The sequence below is a fragment of the Pseudoalteromonas sp. Angola-4 genome, assembly GCF_028599265.1.
GTDB classification, from domain to species: domain Bacteria; phylum Pseudomonadota; class Gammaproteobacteria; order Enterobacterales; family Alteromonadaceae; genus Pseudoalteromonas; species Pseudoalteromonas atlantica.
Map to the genome: position 1 here is coordinate 163,230 of NZ_JAQREK010000003.1, position 18,228 is coordinate 181,457.

The 18,228-nt window shown below is 39.9% G+C and carries 18 protein-coding genes; 2 read left to right on the forward strand and 16 right to left on the reverse strand.

The window, feature by feature from the left end; all coding sequences use genetic code 11:
* Positions 1-101: 101 nt before the first annotated feature.
* From PSH48_RS05465 to PSH48_RS05480, 4 genes are read right to left on the reverse strand one after another with little or no spacing between them, the layout of a single operon-like run.
* Positions 102-617 carry a DUF4240 domain-containing protein gene (locus PSH48_RS05465; RefSeq protein WP_096043004.1) on the reverse strand — a complete coding sequence of 172 codons (516 nt, stop codon included), beginning with the start codon at positions 615-617 and terminating at the stop codon, positions 102-104.
* A complete protein-coding gene (locus PSH48_RS05470; RefSeq protein ID WP_004586332.1) occupies positions 617-808 on the reverse strand; it encodes a YwbE family protein in 192 nt (63 codons plus the stop codon). Before PSH48_RS05470 ends, PSH48_RS05465 begins: the two co-directional genes overlap by 1 nt.
* A gap of 59 nt (positions 809-867) precedes the next feature.
* Positions 868-1,149: a hypothetical protein gene (locus tag PSH48_RS05475; RefSeq protein ID WP_064387269.1), complete on the reverse strand. Its 282-nt coding sequence runs from the start codon at positions 1,147-1,149 to the stop codon at positions 868-870.
* A gap of 3 nt (positions 1,150-1,152) precedes the next feature.
* Complete coding sequence (locus PSH48_RS05480) at positions 1,153-1,365, reverse strand: hypothetical protein (RefSeq protein ID WP_273611074.1); 213 nt, start codon at positions 1,363-1,365, stop codon at positions 1,153-1,155.
* An 89-nt stretch (positions 1,366-1,454) separates the two neighbouring features.
* On the opposite strand from PSH48_RS05480, the gene PSH48_RS05485 reads away from it, so the two are divergent.
* Positions 1,455-2,282 (forward strand): ion transporter, encoded by an 828-nt coding sequence (locus PSH48_RS05485; RefSeq protein WP_004586335.1) that lies wholly within the window; start codon positions 1,455-1,457, stop codon positions 2,280-2,282.
* A 66-nt stretch (positions 2,283-2,348) separates the two neighbouring features.
* Here the strand turns inward: PSH48_RS05485 and PSH48_RS05490 are convergent, their stop codons facing one another.
* Entirely contained in the window at positions 2,349-3,464 is a 1,116-nt protein-coding gene (locus PSH48_RS05490) for a DUF748 domain-containing protein (RefSeq protein ID WP_121638539.1), read from the reverse strand.
* Positions 3,465-4,099: 635 nt separating this feature from the next.
* Between PSH48_RS05490 and PSH48_RS05495 the strand changes: the two genes are divergently transcribed.
* Complete coding sequence (locus PSH48_RS05495; RefSeq protein ID WP_273606977.1) at positions 4,100-4,900, forward strand: GGDEF domain-containing protein; 801 nt, start codon at positions 4,100-4,102, stop codon at positions 4,898-4,900.
* Positions 4,901-4,955: 55 nt separating this feature from the next.
* Here PSH48_RS05495 and asd read toward each other — a convergent pair whose 3' ends face one another.
* The 11 genes from asd to PSH48_RS05550 all read right to left on the reverse strand — a co-directional run bounded on the left by asd (position 4,956) and on the right by PSH48_RS05550 (position 18,225).
* Positions 4,956-6,095, reverse strand: a complete 1,140-nt coding sequence (gene asd, locus PSH48_RS05500) for an aspartate-semialdehyde dehydrogenase (RefSeq protein WP_273611075.1) — start codon at positions 6,093-6,095, stop codon at positions 4,956-4,958.
* A gap of 367 nt (positions 6,096-6,462) precedes the next feature.
* Entirely contained in the window at positions 6,463-9,180 is a 2,718-nt protein-coding gene (locus tag PSH48_RS05505) for a TonB-dependent receptor plug domain-containing protein (RefSeq protein WP_273611076.1), read from the reverse strand.
* Between the two features lie 95 nt (positions 9,181-9,275).
* Entirely contained in the window at positions 9,276-10,877 is a 1,602-nt protein-coding gene (locus PSH48_RS05510) for a hypothetical protein (RefSeq protein ID WP_004586339.1), read from the reverse strand.
* A 300-nt stretch (positions 10,878-11,177) separates the two neighbouring features.
* Entirely contained in the window at positions 11,178-12,506 is a 1,329-nt protein-coding gene (locus PSH48_RS05515; protein WP_273611077.1) for a CDC27 family protein, read from the reverse strand.
* A 33-nt stretch (positions 12,507-12,539) separates the two neighbouring features.
* On the reverse strand, positions 12,540-13,145 hold the full coding sequence (locus tag PSH48_RS05520) for an energy transducer TonB (RefSeq protein WP_029772986.1): 606 nt from the start codon (positions 13,143-13,145) through the stop codon (positions 12,540-12,542).
* A gap of 12 nt (positions 13,146-13,157) precedes the next feature.
* Positions 13,158-13,571, reverse strand: a complete 414-nt coding sequence (locus PSH48_RS05525) for an ExbD/TolR family protein (RefSeq protein WP_004586342.1) — start codon at positions 13,569-13,571, stop codon at positions 13,158-13,160.
* A gap of 51 nt (positions 13,572-13,622) precedes the next feature.
* A complete protein-coding gene (locus tag PSH48_RS05530) occupies positions 13,623-14,150 on the reverse strand; it encodes a MotA/TolQ/ExbB proton channel family protein (RefSeq protein WP_029772985.1) in 528 nt (175 codons plus the stop codon).
* A 3-nt stretch (positions 14,151-14,153) separates the two neighbouring features.
* Positions 14,154-15,521, reverse strand: coding sequence for a MotA/TolQ/ExbB proton channel family protein (locus PSH48_RS05535; protein ID WP_024031703.1), 1,368 nt, complete (start codon positions 15,519-15,521; stop codon positions 14,154-14,156).
* A gap of 10 nt (positions 15,522-15,531) precedes the next feature.
* Entirely contained in the window at positions 15,532-16,284 is a 753-nt protein-coding gene (locus PSH48_RS05540; protein ID WP_273611078.1) for a DUF3450 domain-containing protein, read from the reverse strand.
* A gap of 232 nt (positions 16,285-16,516) precedes the next feature.
* On the reverse strand, positions 16,517-17,131 hold the full coding sequence (locus PSH48_RS05545) for a DsbA family protein (RefSeq protein WP_004586346.1): 615 nt from the start codon (positions 17,129-17,131) through the stop codon (positions 16,517-16,519).
* Entirely contained in the window at positions 17,128-18,225 is a 1,098-nt protein-coding gene (locus PSH48_RS05550) for a GGDEF domain-containing protein (protein ID WP_273608368.1), read from the reverse strand. Before PSH48_RS05550 ends, PSH48_RS05545 begins: the two co-directional genes overlap by 4 nt.
* Positions 18,226-18,228 lie beyond the last annotated feature (3 nt).

Genomic DNA, 18,228 nt, shown 5'->3' on the forward strand with positions numbered 1-18,228 from the left:
TAAAAAGTGAATAAATGGGTACGATTGTGAACAACTGTGAAAGGAAAATTCAAGATGGTGGCGTTAAATGCAACCATCTTGAATGTAAATAACGTTGAGTATTACTGCCAGTATTTTGCAAATAATTGCGGATAGCTTTGTTTTAAAAACTTGGGTTTGTCTTTAAAGCGTTTACCTGCCGGTTGCTCGCCTGAGGGTACAAAAGGTAATTCGTCGTCATTACGCTCTTCAAATAATAAACCGGCTATTAAGTCGTATTCATCAATATAAGGATAAGGTTGCTCATTTAAATAATACACAGGGGAGCACTGTGCTAGTGAGTCGGCATTGCTTAATGCGTTATTAAATACCGTCTCCCCGCGGGAGATGAGCCAGCACCTAAATTCGCTAAAACCGTATTCGTCGTTACAGCCAGCCATAACAAATGCAGCACCAAATAAATCCCAGGTAAAACATTTGCGCATGTGAATACCAAAAAATTTATCAAAAGCAATGAGCTGCTCGTCGGTTAAATCGCTCAATTTAGCTTTTAAGTTGTCGCTTACGCTTTGTGGGTCGAGCCCTAACTCAGGCGTGGTCACTAAATCCCAAAATTCCTGCTCTGTTAACGCTGTCATTATAAAATCTCTTTTACTCGGCCGACTTGACCATCTTCTAGGCGTACTTTAATACCATGCGGGTGATTAGGTGATTTAGTTAATAAACGCTCAACTACACCTTGAGTTAATGTGCCGCTGCGTTGGTCTTCTTTTAATACAATATTTACGGTTGTACCGGGTGTGATTTGCGAGCGCGATGGAACAGCCATGCTTTACATCCTAAAAATAATTTTGGTAATTATAACGTCCATAGCTAGTCAAACCAATGTTAATCAACTAAAAACGCTATTTGCTTAGCCGCTACCGGTAAGCTTATTTTGCTAAGCTCAGCGTTAATAATATCGACTAGCTGAGAAAAATGCGCTTCGGTGTCGTTATAGGCTATATCATCTTCAAAATAGCAGCTTATGTTTAGTGACTTTGCTTCATTTTTTAAATCAATGGTGTGAGTTAAATAAGCAAAACCATCATGAGTCGCTTTTATTTGCTCACAGGCGTTGGTGAGGGCTTGGCGTATTTGTTTATCACGCAATTTTTGTGTTTTAGTCATAAATTATTGTGTTTGTTCACTTTGCTGTTTTTTATACTCTTCAAAATTTTTATCTTGATTTTCAAGGCACTCGTAATACTCTTTATCAGCTTTATAGTTACATTCATCTAAACGTGCTGATTGAATTTCGTGAAAGCGAGCGTCGGAGCTGCACCCTGCAAGTAGCGAAAATCCCACAAACAGCAATGCGCTTTTAGTTATTTGACTGATTAACATTAGAATTCCTTACACTTTCGTTATCGAAAGCAACAATATTATTGTATATTAGCGTCATAAAAACCTGACTTTGCATAGGACCCATAATTATGATGTCGCAGTTACAAAAGCTGTTTCAGCGTATAGACAAAAGCAAGATATTTCAATCATTTGTTATAGCTGTCATTGTTGTTTCTGCCCTCACCGTAGGTGCTCATACATATTCTCTTCACCCCACTGTAGAATTCATTCTAAATTGGATGGATGTAGGGATCACAGCTTTCTTTTTAATCGAACTCATTATTCGCTTTATTGCAAGTAAAGGAATAAAAGACTTCTTTTCAAAGGGCTGGAATATATTCGATACCATTATTGTACTTGGCAGCTTATACCCAGCTGCAGGCTCAACCATGTTACTTGCCCGATTGCTGCGTATATTTAGGGTACTGCGTTTAGTATCTATGATCCCAGAGCTGCGTTTGCTTGTAAATTCGTTGCTTAAAGCCATTCCGCAAATGGGCTATATAGCACTGCTTATGTTTGTTATTTTTTATATTTACGCAGCCATGGGCAGTATGATGTTTGCCGATATTAACCCGGTACTTTGGCAAGATGTATCCATTTCAATGTTAACGCTATTTAGGATAGCTACCTTTGAAGATTGGACCGACATTATGTACGAAACCATGGCGGTGTACGAGCTAAGCTGGATTTACTACCTCACGTTTATCTTTTTAACTGCGTTTGTGTTTTTAAACATGATGGTAGGTGCCATTTTAGAAGTAATGAGCGAGGAGCATCGAAATGCCCGTGAGCTAAAAGCGGATAATAACTCACTTCCTGCAACGCAAGGACAAGTGGTTGAACTACAAGCGCAAATAGCTGAGCTGAAAACGTTATTAAGTAAAACCTCAGATATTACCAACTCCAATAAATAGCTGATCTATTTTACTTGCTAAAACTTAAAAAGCCCTTTGTATTGAGTTAATACAAAGGGCTTTTAGTTACTCACCTTGTTGTTCTTGCGTGCTTTCAAACGAAATAACATTATCAACCTTCATTTTAAATGCTTCAAAAAACGCATTTTTTAATACAGAAACCACGGCTTCAAAAGTAGATACATCAGCGTTATCTAACTGCCCGTCTATGGGCACCCGAGCAGCCACCAGCTTTGACTCGTCGTTTTCTAATAACGAGCTGAGTAAATCAATACTGCCTTCAAAAATAGCGGTAAATAGACCGTCATCATCTTTTTCTATATCTTCGCGCCACGAAAAAACACTTAAATCGTGCACACCCGCTTTTACATATCCATTTAAGTTATTATTGTTAGCGGCCAATTCCATTGCGCCATCTATTCCGCCGGCTTCAATGTCAAATGGGGTATACACTTTAAAAACAGTTTCGAGATTTTTAACCGAAAAACGCTGCACTTCAACATTAAAATCAAAATTAGCTTCATCACTAAAGGGGTCTAATTTACCATTTAAAGACAGCTTAGCTTCGCCCATTAGCTGCCCCTCTACTTTTAAACTCGTGACTAAGGTTTTAGAGAGGTTTTGTGCATTAGTAATATTGTTAATGTTAGCGTTTATATTTGATACGTAAGTAGGCTGCTCTCCTTCGCTGGTGGCGTTAACTAAGGTTACTTTACCATTGTCTATACGTAGCGTATCGATAGAAAAAGGCACGAGATCATTAGCAAGGCCTACCCAGGTGGTTTCATCTTTCACCTGTTGATTTTGTTCAGCGGTAGTTGGGTCTTTATCGTAAATAACAATTTCTGGGCGGGTAAAAGCCATGTTGGTGACAAAATTACCGTTTAATAAAGCAGACCACGCAAGCGAAAAATCAAGTGTATCAATAGACAGTAACGGCTTAGGCACCTGCGTGGCATCTACCGCGTAAATTTCTACCTCATCAACAGCGTAAGCGCCTCGGTATAAGTACAAATCAACATCACCCACATGCCCTGTTATGCCTTGGGTTTGTTCAAGCTGCTGATTTACATAATATTGAACCGCATAAGGGGCTAAAGCTCTGAGTAAAATTAACCCCAAGGCTGTAACCACTAAAGCATAAAACCATTTTTTGCGTGTATTTTTAAAAGTAGAAGCCATTATCTATCCTTATGTGAAGGCTTAGCATCTCGGCATAAGTAAAAAATACCTGCATAAGTGAATTAAGTACCCACAAAGCAGCGAAAACCGAGCGAATAAAGGTGTAATAGATTAGTACGAGCAAAAGCTATACCAAAAAATGCAATTCATAGGAGTTGTGGGTACACACAATACATAAATATTTACAAATAGAATTTTTAAATACATAGCTTTACTCGAATTCCCAAGCAACCTCAACTACAGTAAAAAGTAACTAACACAAGAACATATAACCTATGAGCCCAGTCTTTTTTATTTTAATTACTCTTTTACTAACCAGTATTGTTTGGTCAGTTATATTTTTAATGGCGTGGTATACGTTAGGGAAAAAATCATATTCGTTATTTTGGGCCTGCGCATTTATGTGCTCTGCGTGTCAATGGGGTACAATATTATTGCGGCCCTACTTCGAATCAGAAACCTTCTATTGGCTACTGGCTGTTAGCTTTTCTATGGGGTCTGTTATTTTGGGAACATGGGGACACAGTATACGTGCCCGAAGCCCTATCAAAATCGATTATTTGTTAGCTTTAGCCGTGATTACGTTAGCTGCAGTTTATTATTATAAAGCCGTGAACGTTCATGTTGGTTTGTTTATGTCTTTATATATTTATTACGATATTTTACTGCTGCTAATAAACGCCGTCATTATAATAAAACATAAACCTAAGTCGCTACCCGCTGAAATTGGGGCTGCCATTACTTACACTTTGTGCGGCGTATGTTTATTTATTGCGGCCACTATCGCACTAATGCAAGGCAGCCAGGTTAACCAAGCTTACTTAGATTTATATACACTCATTAATTTTATAACAGTCCCAACTGCACATGTTGGTATGGCTGTATTTATTATTTTTATAATGGCCTCAGATTTAGCGCAAGAAATGCAAAAACTCGCCATGACCGACGTACTCACACAATGTATAAACAGACGTGGTTTTTACGACGTTGGCCAGAAAAAGCTTGAAAATAAATTAAGCTGCGAACAACACGTATCACTTATATATTGGGATATAGACTCGTTTAAAAATATAAATGATGAATACGGCCATGCAGGTGGAGATGAAGTACTAATCCAAGCAACAAAACGGGTAAGAGCGTGTTTAAATAAAGAAGATATATTTGCCCGTATAGGCGGAGAAGAATTTGTAATACTGATAGCCAGAGATTCAGAGCTAAAAGCAAAGCAATTTGCTGATACTCTACGTACTACTCTTGCAAGTAAGCCCATTGAATACAAACAACAATTTATAAATGTTACAGCAAGCTTTGGCGTTATAGGCATTAAATGTGCAACTATTCAAATAGACAAAGCGATAGATTTAGCAGATAAAGCATTATACATAGCAAAACACGAAGGAAAAAATAAAGTAGCGTATGCAATGCCGCTTAACTAAAAAAGGGGTTAGCAATACGCTAACCCCTTTTAATATACACTTTTAAATGCAGAAATTATTCACCGTCTACAATGATGCGAAGCATACGACGAAGTGGCTCTGCTGCGCCCCATAACAGCTGATCGCCCACGGTAAATGCGCTAATGTATTTAGGGCCCATGGCTAATTTACGAATACGACCAACAGGAATACTTAAAGTACCTGTTACTTTTACTGGGGTTAAGTCAGTTGCACTAATTTCGCGCTCATTAGGGATAACTTTAACCCACTCGTTGTGCGAAGCTAAAATTTCTTCAATTTTTTCTATGCTAATGTCTTCACGTAATTTAATGGTCATCGCTTGGCTATGACAACGCATTGCACCAATACGTACACATAAACCATCAATTGGCACAGGCTGTTTAGAAGAGCCTAAAATTTTGTTCGCTTCAACCTGAGCTTTCCACTCTTCTTTAGACTGGCCACTTGGCATTGGTACGTCAATCCAAGGAATTAAGCTACCGGCTAGCGGCACGCCAAATTGGTCTTGTGGTAAATCGCTTGAAGCCATTTTTTCGCTCACTATTTTATCAATTTCTAAAATAGCTGAACTTGGGTTATCTAGTTGCTCGGCAACACTTGAATGAATAGCGCCCATTTGTGCTATAAGCTCTTTCATATTACGAGCGCCGGCACCAGAGGCCGCTTGGTAAGTCATTGGGCTTACCCACTCTATTAGGTCTTGCTCAAACAAGCCACCTAAAGCAAGTAGCATTAACGATACGGTACAGTTACCGCCTACAAAAGTTTTTACGCCTTGCTCTAAACCTTGTTCAATGACATCTTTATTTACAGGGTCAAGTACAATAATGCTGTCATCAACCATACGAAGTGCAGAAGCTGCATCAATCCAGTAGCCATCCCAACCCGATTCGCGTAATTTAGGGTAAACCGCTTTGGTATAATCACCACCTTGACAGGTAACAATAATATCCATTTTAGCAAGTTCATTTACATCACTTGCATCTAATAACGGTTTTGCGTCGCCAGCAATATCAGGGCCGAGTTGCCCAACTTGTGAGGTGGTGAAAAAGGTGGTGTCGATATGTGCAAAATCACTTTGCTGTTGCATACGTTCTAATAACACAGAGCCAACCATGCCACGCCAACCGACTAATCCTACTTTTTTCATTGTTTTTTCCACTGTTTGATTCATAAAAGATGCCTTAATACATTAAAAATTAAAATTCATTGCGTGAGAATTAATTTTTATTAAAACCAATCATATTAAGTTATTAATCATTTATAGCGGCAAATTAATAGCGAGATAACAAGCCATAAATTTTTATATGTAGCTGTTCTGCATCAAAAATTTATAACGCCGTTCGCGCTTTATTGAGCACACTAGAATGACTAGTTATTTAAGTTAATTAGTATAAAGCTAACCTAACACCCCAAGCGCCCTAAAACTAGTGAATAAAGCGAAACTTAAATATTTTTCATAGTCATAAAAAAGCCCTGTATTAAATACAGGGCTAATCGGTAGTTAGGTTTTATTATATCCCCCTTCCTTGGGAAGAAAATTAAAACTCGTAGCTGTAACTTAAATCAAACGTTACACCTTGCTCTTTAGAGCGCACTATAATGTCTGATTGTGTTACCTCTTGATCTTCATCGAGTAAGTTTTTAACTTTAAACTTAATCTTAGAATTAAAATCAGGGTAATAAGTATAAACTAAATCAAGTGAGTGAAATGGTTGCTCATACGCGTCATCTCTATTAGCAACACCCGCTGCTAAAATTCGCTCACCAAATACGTTATAAACTAATGAACTGCTGTGCATGCCATCTAACGAATCGTAGTTTAATTGTAAATTAACTACATACTCAGAGTGGCCTGTCATACGTTTTTTAGGATTAGTTAATGTACCCGCAAGTGCTGGGTCAATAGACGCTTCAGAATCACTTAATGTGATATTACCGCTAGTAAATAGGCCTTCACTTACAAATGTTAAGTCTTGTAGCCATTCAGCTTCAATACCATAAACTTCTGCTGTTTCACCATTGATAAACGATGCTGAGTAATCTTCATCGCCAATGTTTAAAACTGTTTCTATTGGCGCTGTAATATCTTTATAAAACGCCGCTACGCTAAATGAATTACCGGCTTGTCCGTAATATTCATAACGTAAGTCGTAGTTTTTAATTGGGCTACTTTTTATACCTGTACGACCAAACGTTCTAATGTCGGTCAAAGGGTCGTAATACGTAACAGGCACTACTTCACGAAAATCAGGGCGTACTACTGTTTCACCATAACCTAAGCGCACTTGGTAGTCATCGCCACCTACATAGGTAACAGACAGTGCCGGATACCAATCATCGGTAATAACAGAGCCTGCTTGAATTTTATCTGGATCGTAAAAGGTATTTAAATCGTCTTCATCAAAAATAAGGCTCGATGTACCGATAGAAGATTGTTTAAATTCTTCATAACGAATACCACCGCTTATTCTTATCCATTGATCATAAAACACATCGAAAGACGCATAACCTGCATCCACCTTTTGCGCAGCAATGTAATCATCGGCATCAGGGGCTGTTGGCTCATTAAAGTCAACTAACACAGCGTTATTATCAATAAAGTCGTCAGTTAAAAAGCCACTATTATTAAGCGCATCAGTGCTACCGTCGTTTATTGAAATACCTGAGCCACCACTATTGTTTATAGCAAAGCTTGAGGTATTAAATATTCGGGCTCTGTCAGAAAAATCGTAACCCACTTTAAACTCAACTTCCATAGACTCAAAGCTAAGCGGAAGCGTTAAGTTACCACCGTACGATTTAACACGCTCTTCCATATTGGTGTATGACATAATTACACGGTTATCATCGCCTGTAATAGTTGAGCCGGCATAGTTGCCATCACTATTATAAGTGTCACGAAACTCAAAATCGGCACTGGTAGGTATATCAGTCGTTGCTTTAGCTTCGGTGTACTGCCAATCGGCACCAATACCAAAATAATCTAAAAAGGTATGTTGGCCCATAACTTGAGTAATGTTTAATTGGCGTTCTTCGTAATTAAACTCATGATTACGGTTTGCAATCCCATCACCCGCAATACTAAACGTAGAACTCCCCGCAGGGCTTTGCGAAATAGCAATTTCAGACTCATCTTCATTATCAATAATGTAAAGCTGTTGAGCAGAAATACTGTGCGTACCTAAACGGTATGACAAGCTTAATGAACCGTTATAACTTTCGGTTTCAGTGGTCACTTGCGAATTTTTGACTGTGTTGTAACACGAGTTACTCACATCTTCACTGGTCGCTAACGACGTTGTACAATCAACATTGCCTTCTTCGTTTTCTAAATCTTGGGTGATAACTGAGCTAAAACGTTCTTCAAAATCCCATTCGTTTTTGTAAGCACCTGCCAGTAAAAACCCAACCTTGCCGCCAAAATAGCTCTCTTCAAAACTATCACCATAGTGGGCTTTAATATTATAACGCGGGTCTAACGACTCTTCTTTTAATTCATAATCGCGAGGAAGCGACTTTAAAAGTGCGTTATTAACAGCGGTTGCTTGTTCTGCACGCGTTAAATCGCCATCTTCAAAGCCTTCACTACTAACAATATTGCCAATACTAAAATCACCACGGTATGTTGAAATAGCCTGTGATAACTCACTTGGAATGCCATTTTCGTTACGATTGTAGGTAAAGCCATCACTTGATGCCGTATCGTAACCTGCACCCACTTCAATGCCTGCTGTAAATTCACTCGGTGCGGTTTTAGTTCTAATATCTATATTACCGCCACCAAACGCTGCTGGCATGTCTGGAGAGTAAGCTTTTTGAACGGCCATACTTTCAATTATACTTGCAGGGAAAATATCCAGCGGAATAACGTTACGGGTTAAATCTGGGCTTGGGATGTAAGCGCCATTTAAACGCGCACTAGAGTAACGCTCACCAAGGCCCCTAACGTAAATAAATTTACCATCAACAAGCGTTAGGCCTGTTACTCGACGAAGCGCAGATGCAGCATCGCTGTCGCCCGTACGTGATAATTGTTCAGAGCCTAAAATATCGGCAACAAAGGCTTGGTTTTTACGTTCTTCTACAACTGCCGCAGCGCTCCCTTGTAAACGCGTACCTACAGCAACAACTTCTTCTATTTCTTGTTCGTTTGTTAACTGTTCATCGGCTTGTGCAGCAATTAAGCTAGTCGAATGAGCGACTAAACCTAAACCAATTGCCCAGGTAATTTGATTGAGTCTATGCTTTTTAGACATGAGATAATCCTAATCAGGTTATACAAAAGAGGCGCCTGACGCTTAAATAACAAGCCACAAGGCGCCTTTAATCAGAGGTTATAATGGTGTGCTATTTAGTCAGCATTTGCTGCTGTAACAGCCGCTTCAACCCATTTATACCAGCTAGAGTCTGTATCCTGATCCGATACCGCACCAATGTAGTTTACGCTTTCAAAAAATGAATCGCTTGTGCTTAAGTCTGTTGCAGTAACCGTTACTTCTGCAGCTGCTGTGTTCGTTGCAAAACCGTTATCTGCAAGTACAGCAACATCATCAGTTAAGATTTGGTTAGCACCGTCATTTTCAAACCACGCTGTTTTTGTTTGACCTTCTAATGGGCCGCTTGCAAACGTATCTGTATCAGTAAAGTTTGCAGAACACGCCATTACAGAGCTTGTGAATGAGATTTTATCTGCTTGTGCTTCACCGTCGCCTGAGAACTCAATACATTGCGTGTTAGTTGCGTTTTGCTTAACGATAACTGTGTTGTAAATGCTTGAATTAAATTGGTCATCAAACTTGTAAGCTTGTGAAGGGTCGTCATCACGTACCGAGTTACCATCGGTAGTTACAACCGTTACATTGGCAACCGTTGGGTTAGATGGAGACACTTGCTCGGTAGAAGAACCTTTAACACCATCAGACTCAAAGCCATTGTTACCCATGTTAACAACAGTGCCGTCATTTAGTGTCACAGTACCGTGTTGAATAAATAAGTACTGAGCTTTACCTTGCCAACCTGCGTCAAAGTCAAACGAATCATCTTGTGTATCTGTTACCGCTACGTGTTTAAGCGTTGTAGCACCACCAAAAATTTCAATACCGTCATCAAAACCTTGGTGAATGTGTAGGTAATCAAACTCAGAACCAGAGCCAACTGCATTTAGTGTTAGTGAATTCAAATCATCGCCTTCACCACCAACGCGAGGGCCTGAACCTGCGTACCAAATTTTAGCCCATTTAATATTACCGCTAGAGTCTGCATTATCGTTACCACCAAAGTAGCTTGTAATACCTTCAGAGGCTACGTTACACGTACCACCGTCACGCTCTGCATCAGTACATTGGTCAGTAATGCCGTTACCATTAATGATGATACCGCCCCAATCTGCGTAGCGTGCGCCTTCGCCTGCTGTATCAAAACGGTCAAACGCGTTTGCAGAAGTAAATACAACCGGCTTTTCTTCAGTACCTACCGCTTGAATTTTTGCACCACGTGCAATGCGTACAATTGCTTCACCTGAGCCAAATGCTAAAACGGCACCTGGTTCAACAGTCATTGTTGGACCATTTGCTGGTACTTCAAAGCCATCTACAGTGCTGCCGTCTTCGCCAATTTGTAATGCATCTTCAAAAACGTGAACACCGCCATCAGGTAGCTCAGCGAAAGTAATGTTGCTTGTGATAGAAATTGTTTTGCTTGCAAACGAGTCGTTGTATAAACAATCAATGCCACTTACTACGCCTGTTACCGTACCTGCATCTGATTCGTAGCTTGCACAAACAGCTTCTTCTTCAGTTGTTGAACCAGTTGTATTGTTTGAATTATTAACACTGTTATCTGTTGACGAGCTGTTATCGTTTACAGTAGGTGTAATTTCGATATCGCCGCCACAGCCAGCTAGTGTCATTGCAGTTGCTACTAGGCTGACCTTAAATAAATCAGATAATTTCATTGTTCACTCCGTTAAAGTATTTAATTATTTTGTTAGTGCATTAAGTAAAAACTTAAGTCACTTTAAGGCACGATACTCATGCATTAAGGTGACCTGAGTTATCGGATGCAAATAAGATACTGTAGAGATATGACAAAGCAGTTACAGTTTAGTAACCATAAGATGACAATAGTAATTAATTTAAATTCAACAACTTAAATATTTTAACAACGAAAAAAACCGCCCTCAGGCGGTTTTGGTGTTGCGATTATGAAATAGGTAAACGCTTCTTTATTTGTAAAATAGCGTTAGGGTATAAAGTTAAAGTAACGCGGCTTTAAGTGTTTGCGCATGCACTTTTTCACGCTTAACATATTTAATCCACTGCTTTGCTAAACGTTGTGATTTATCATGCTTTTGGGCTTGTTCAAACGCTAAAATAGACGCATCAAAATTTTGCATATTGTACTGTGCCATACCTAGCGCAACGTAAGCGTTTGATTCAAAATCAAGACCGCCTTTATCAAGCGCCTTACGCGCAGCATCAGCCGCTTCTTCGTATTGCTCAGTGTTAACAAACACTTCTGCTAGGCGTTGATCGTACTTACCATGCTCTGATAGGTCAGCCGCTTTAGCAAAGTAGCTAATCGATTTTTCATCTTCTTTAGCTTGAATCATGGCCTCTGCAATAAAGGCATAGTTTTTCGCTGATTTTTCTACAATGCCTTTTTCTATCGCATCACTCATTGTTTTAGCTGCTTTGTATGCCAGGCCGTTATAAAGGTAAGTTTGCGATAACTGTCTTAAATCAGACTTGGTTTTTAAAAAGCCTTGTTGATACGCCGCTTCTATTACTGCTAGTTGCTCTTTTTCTTTGCCGGTTTCTCCATACATACCAGCTAGTTGAACCCAATACTCTGGTTTATTGTAAAGTTTAACCATGCGCTCAAGCACTGCCACTACTTTATCTGTTTGATTAAGTGAGTAATACATAGCGCGCTGTAGTACCAGCCAGTTTTCTTTAGGGGTTTTGCCTTCGCTATCGCTAAGAGCAATAACTTGATTAATGTACTCAAGCCCCTTTGGGTATTCTTTTAACTGGTAATAAGTTTGCGCTCTAAGTAAGTAATACCCTTCTGTAATAGGTTTAGTATTTATTTCATCCCACTTATCTAAAAACGCGATAACTTTTTTATACTCGCCGTTGGCCATTGCAAGCTGCGCTAAGCTAAACGTGGTACTTAAACGTAATGACTCAGGAATAGCCTCCTCGGCTACCACTTTTTCAAACGAGGCAATGGCTTTTGGTAAATCATTTTCGTTGTAATAAATAAAGCCATAAAAGTTATGCATCATCGCAATTTCGTACGAGTTCATACTTGAAGCTCGCTCTTGAATGCTATCAAGTGCTTCAAGGCCGCCTTTTACATCGCCATCGTCAGCGAGCTTTTGCGCACGAGCAAGCTGGCTATAAACCTTTTCGCGCAGTGCAGGTACACGCCTTGTTTTTTGCTCTTGCTCTGCATGAGCAGTTGCTACGTTTAGCCCCGGCACAAGGCTTAGCGTACTTGGCACAACAATACTTGCACTGATCGCGGCAGTGCAAAATAATGCCAGTTTTAAATTTTTAGCTGTAGGTAGTAATTTCATAATCGCCTCGCTATTTCATCCAATTAAGATAAGTTAACCATTAATTTGGAAAGATATTTTGTTTTGAACACCCGCTACTTCAACGGCTTCACCATTTACTACGCGCGGTTTATATTTAAATTTAAGTGCGGCATCCATCGCTGCTCTATCAAACAGTGACTCAGGAACCGCTTTTACTACTTGCGGGTCACGAACAGTACCTTGCTTAGTTACTGTAAATTCAACAATTACATAGCCTTCAATACCACGCGACAAAGCACGACGTGGATAAACTGGAGCTACTTTTACAATGGGTAGGTATTCACCATCACTTGTTTCAAGCGCTAAGCCACCCGCTAGGTCAACGTCGCTGCCTACATCCGCGCCAAAATCAAAATTATTGCTGGCCGCGTTTGCATCATTATTTTGCATTTGCGGCGACTCCATAGGCGGTGGTGGCTCTTTTGGTGTAGGTGGCTTTTGCGGTTTACGCTCTTTCTTTTGTACCGTTTCTTCTTTTTTCAAACGTACAAAGTCTAAAACGTTTCCTTTTACTGGCTCCGACATGGCACCTTCACCACCGGTGATCAGTGCCTGCATGCCTAAAAACAGCATAAAGGTCACTACACCTGCTACTATTAATGCTACTAAATATCGCAACATGGCTAACCCTTAAGACGCATCTTGTGCAGCAATCGAAACATCAAACGCACCTGCAGCACGCGACGCATCCATTACTTTGATTAACATATCAGTGGTGGCTTTTTTATCAGCTTGAATAACCACGCTCCCTTGTGGGTTTTCTGCTTTTAAACGTTCGATATTGGCTTGCACTGCACGTACATCGATTTGACGTTTATTAATCCAAATCTCGCCTGTATCAGAAATAGCCACTAAAATATTAGCGCGTTCTTTTTTAACCGCTGTTGCGGCTTCTGGTCGGTTTACATCAATACCGGCTTCTTTAACAAACGAGGCGGTAACGATGAAGAAAATAAGCATGATAAATACAACGTCTAACATTGGGGTCATGTTAATTTCTTCTGCTTCGTCTTCTTGTAATAGGTTTCCTAACGGGGCTCTCATTTTTATTCTCCTAGGATGAGCGACTCTATAAGCCGCTTATCAAAATGTAACTTAATGGTCTAAAACCATGCTGTCTTCAAGTAGTTCAACTTCGCGCTTGGCTCTGCGCTGTAAAAACGTAGAGGCAAATACACCCGAAAGTGCGCCAACCATACCTGCCATGGTTGGAATAGTTGCTTTAGAAACACCTGATGCCATAGAGCGCGCACTACCCGTACCGGTAATTGCCATTACATCAAATACTTCAATCATTCCCGTTACTGTGCCTAACAGGCCAAGTAGCGGACACAATGCAACCATTACATTTATCAGTGCTAAGTTGGTGTCTAAACGCATTGAAGCACGTGAAATCATCGCCTGGCGTATTTGCTCAGCATTCCAGCTATTGCGCTCTGCACGGTTTTTCCACTGCGCTTTTACGTTTTGTTTGTAACTACGAAAACCTTTGAAAAAATAAATAAATCGCTCGAGTATCAATAACCACATCGCGAAGATTAACACCCCGATGACCAAGAGGACTTGGCCACCAGTGTCGAGAAAATCACGGATAGCATTGATTGAGTCAATCAATAGCACCATGGTTTATGCTCCCTTCTCGCTTCGCTGTGCGATAATACCTGCGCTTTGCTCTTGTATAGTAAGCAAAATGTTTTTAGCGCGTGTATTAAGTAGGGTGTATAAAAATACCGTAGGAATTGCCACAACTAAGCCTAGCACCGTTGTTACCAATGCTTGCGAAATACCACCAGCCATTAGTTTAGGGTCACCTGTACCAAATAATGTGATTGCTTGGAAGGTGTTGATCATACCGGTTACTGTACCTAGTAAACCTAGAAGTGGCGCCACCACCGAGATGATTTTAATAAGCGTTAAATTACGCGTTACTTTTGGCATTTCACGTAAAATAGCTTCGCTTAATTTAAGCTCTAATGTGTCGTGGGCAACATCAGGGAACTGATCTTTTACTTTCATTACGCGGCCAAGTGGGTTGTCATCGCGTGCTACATCATCTTTAAGTTGACGACGAATTTTACCGCCCATAATCAGTAATGAGAAAAAACGTTCAAGTGAGATAAGTAAAGCAATAACACCTACACCTAAAATAACGTAACCGACTGTGCCACCTTGGTGTACGCGCTCTTCGGTATCTGGTGCTTGCACTAATAAACCTAAAATTGAGCCACCCGTTGGGTCAAGTGCAAACTGCACAATACCATTTTTTGCATTTTGTAACTCTTCTGCAGTTGCAGTAAAACGTGCTACAGGCTGGCGATTTAACTCGCTTAAGGTATTTGTTACTGGGTTAAATTCTAGGTATTTACCGTTAGAGATTAAGTTAAAAGCACCTACACGTACCACTTCTTGTTGTGCTTTTTCACCACCTTGTACAATTACATCGGTAGTAAAGCGGCTTACTTTACCTTGCTCTGTCATTTCGCGTTGTAGCTCAAACCATACTTTTTCAATATCTTCGATAGAGGCAAGCTTTGAAGTAGAGCCCATTTTTTGTGCTAGCTCATCCATAAATGTGCTACGACCCGCAATTTCAGCTGATACCACAGAGGTAGCAAACTTATTGCTAGAATCACCAGCAACTTGCTGAAGCACACCAAATAGCTCTTTTAAAGAACCCATTCGTTTAGACAGTGTATCTGTTAAGTTAGCAAGTTTAATTTCGTTTTCTTCAAACTGTGTTTCTAAGCGCTCAGACTCAGCAAGCATTTGATTACGTTTTGCTTGTGTGTTGTTAAGCATTTGCACTTGTTCGTTTTGACGCGCCATAAATTCTTGTTCGCGTTGCTTGTTTTGCGCGCTTTGAGCCGATTTGCCTTCTTCAAGTGTTTTTAATAGTGAGTCTAAGTCCATAGGCTCAGCTGCCACACTTGCGCCTGCAAAGCTTAGGCTTGCAGCAAAAAGGGCCATTTTTGTCATTTGAGTAAACAGTTTCATCTTCAACCTCTTATTCTGCTGCGTGTACTGGCAGAGTTAACATATCTGGGGCAAGTTGCTTACGTGCGATACGTAAACCTTTGTTGATTTGGCTAATTGTTGAGTCTGGTAAAGTAACAAACGATTTTGTTTCTTCATCCCAGCTACCAGCTTGCTTACCATCACGTGTTAAATAAATAAGCTCTAAGCGGCCAATGCGTAAAAAGTCTACTTCACGCTCTTTACCGTCTACCGTTAGCAGTGAGGTGTAGGCTTCAATAGTGCGTCCGTAATCAACTTCTACTTGATATGCTTCTAATACGCGGCGGAATTTTTCGCTTGAGTTAATATCTGCACGTTCCATCATGGCGTTTAAAGAGCTAATACGCTTAGTGCGCTCTTCTTGCAAAAATGGCACATCAAGTGCTACAAATTGCTCAAGCCCTTCAATCATGCGCAGCATTAGTGGTGTGATCTGACGCTCAATAATAGAGACCTGATCCATTGAAAGGTTAAGTGACTCCATTTCTTCAATTTGGTTATTTAACTGTTTAGTTAATTGCGCGTTATAAACAGTTAAACCATCAATTTCTTTATTAAGGGTTTTAAACTGTTGAAGACGTCCTTGCATTGAATCAGCAATCTTGTCTATTTTTGTTTGTGATTGCGCAGCTGATTTATTTATTTCACTGCTTTTATCGATAACCTTTTCTAAATCATTGGCATGTACTGCAGCACTTGCTGCTACAATACCAGCTAAGATCAATGGTTTAACGCCTTTCATCGCATACACCTTTACTCGTTAATTAGCGGATTTGCTAGTTTGTTGTTTTAGCCTAAACTGACTTGTTTTAGGCTAAAGATTTTCAATGAGTGAAATTGTATAGATGAATAATGACAGGCATGTTGCGCAAAAAAGTCTATTTTGTTACAGCTGTAACATTTGCGTCTTATATCGGAGTGTTTATATGCAAAGCGTGTATTAAAGCAGCAAATACACGCATTTTGGCTAGTTGTTAAGCTAATAAAGCGTTAATTGTGTTTAGTGTTTGCTGGTGATCGGTGTAATTTATTTTAATTGCAATGGCTTTATTATCAGTTATTAATACTAACGAAGGAAAGCCTTGTATTGGCAAGCTTGCACTAAATGCTAACTCCTCATGTAATTTTTGATTCAAAGCCTCAGAGCAAAGTTCCTCGGTAAACTGTTGTTTATCTAGGCCTATTTTTTCCGCTAAGGTAATTAGAGTACTTTCATCAGATGGGTTTTGAGCATGTAAATAATAAGCATGTTGAATTGCCTCTATCATTTGTGGCTCTTTATTATGCGCTCTGGCAATAATCGCCGCTCTGCAGGCTGGGTAAGTAGAGCGCCTTGGCTGACAAACCTGCCAAAAATCAAAATTAAACTGTGTGCCCAACATCGCACTAATTTTATGCCACGTGCTTTGGAGCATGGCGCGCATATTTTCTGGCATGGGCTCTTGGCTATCTGGAGCAAGCCCCCCTACTTTGTATTCTATAGTCAGCTGCGAAGCTAATGCGGCTTTTAGTTTTAACCACGTCGGTTTATATCCCCAGCACCAACTGCACATAGGGTCGTGTACATATATAAGTTTAGTTTGAGTCATAGTGTTCCTGTGTGATTTGATACAACTTTGTTACGCCCTTGCTCTTTAGCTAGGTACAGGTATTCGTCTGCTTGTTTCAGTGCACGGCTGTAATGATCCACATTATCAACCTGTGCCACACCAATACTACAGGTAATAAATACCCGTTTATTATCGCTGGTTAAAATAGCTTGTTTTGCGACACATTGTCTAAAATCATCGGCTAATTTAGTAGCCACTGAGGCTGTTTCTTTAGGTAAAATCACCACAAACTCTTCGCCTCCATAACGGGCTTTAACTGCGGAGCTTGGAAATTGTGAATCAAGTAATTTGGTAAATTCTATCAACACTGTATCGCCAAAATCATGACCATAGGTGTCGTTTAGTCGTTTAAAATAATCTAAATCAAGTAATAAAATAGAAAACGGCAGGTAGTTTTCGGGCGTTTTAGCAGCTAATTTTAAAAAGTGAGCGGTGATGAAACGCCTGTTCGCGCCACCCGTTAACTGATCTGTATAGGCATCTTGCGTTTGCGCAAGGGTTATATCAGCAATTGCCAGGTGACTTTTATGCCTGAAATATTCACCTATAAACGAAAAAATAAACACCAGTGTAAAAGAGGCTAAAAAACGAGACTTTTCAATACCGCCATAACTAACTTGGCCAAAATCAGGCCCGTATAAAATAACACTGCAACACAGTAATAAGCCTAAGCCAAGCCTGCAGCCATGCTTTACACCTAAAGAGGCAAAACACACTACAGGGTAAAACATTAGCCAATAAAGCGCGGTATTTTCTTTTCCGCCGGTATACGTAAGGGCCACACACATAATAAACACTATACACATACTTATAAGTGCAACCATTTCTAGTTTGGCTGTTTTTATAAAATAAAAAGTACCGCTAATAAGGGTAATATTAACCGCGATTAACGACGCGGTAAGAATAGGCGAATACACCGTGTAGTTAAACACCACCAACATAGAGATAACAATAATAGCAATGGCTATCATGGTGAATAGTGAAAATGCTTGGCGCTGTTTATCCGAGCTATACACCTTATCTATGTTAATAAGGCTTAACCAACTTTGTCCTGTAACCGATTTTTTTGGCATATT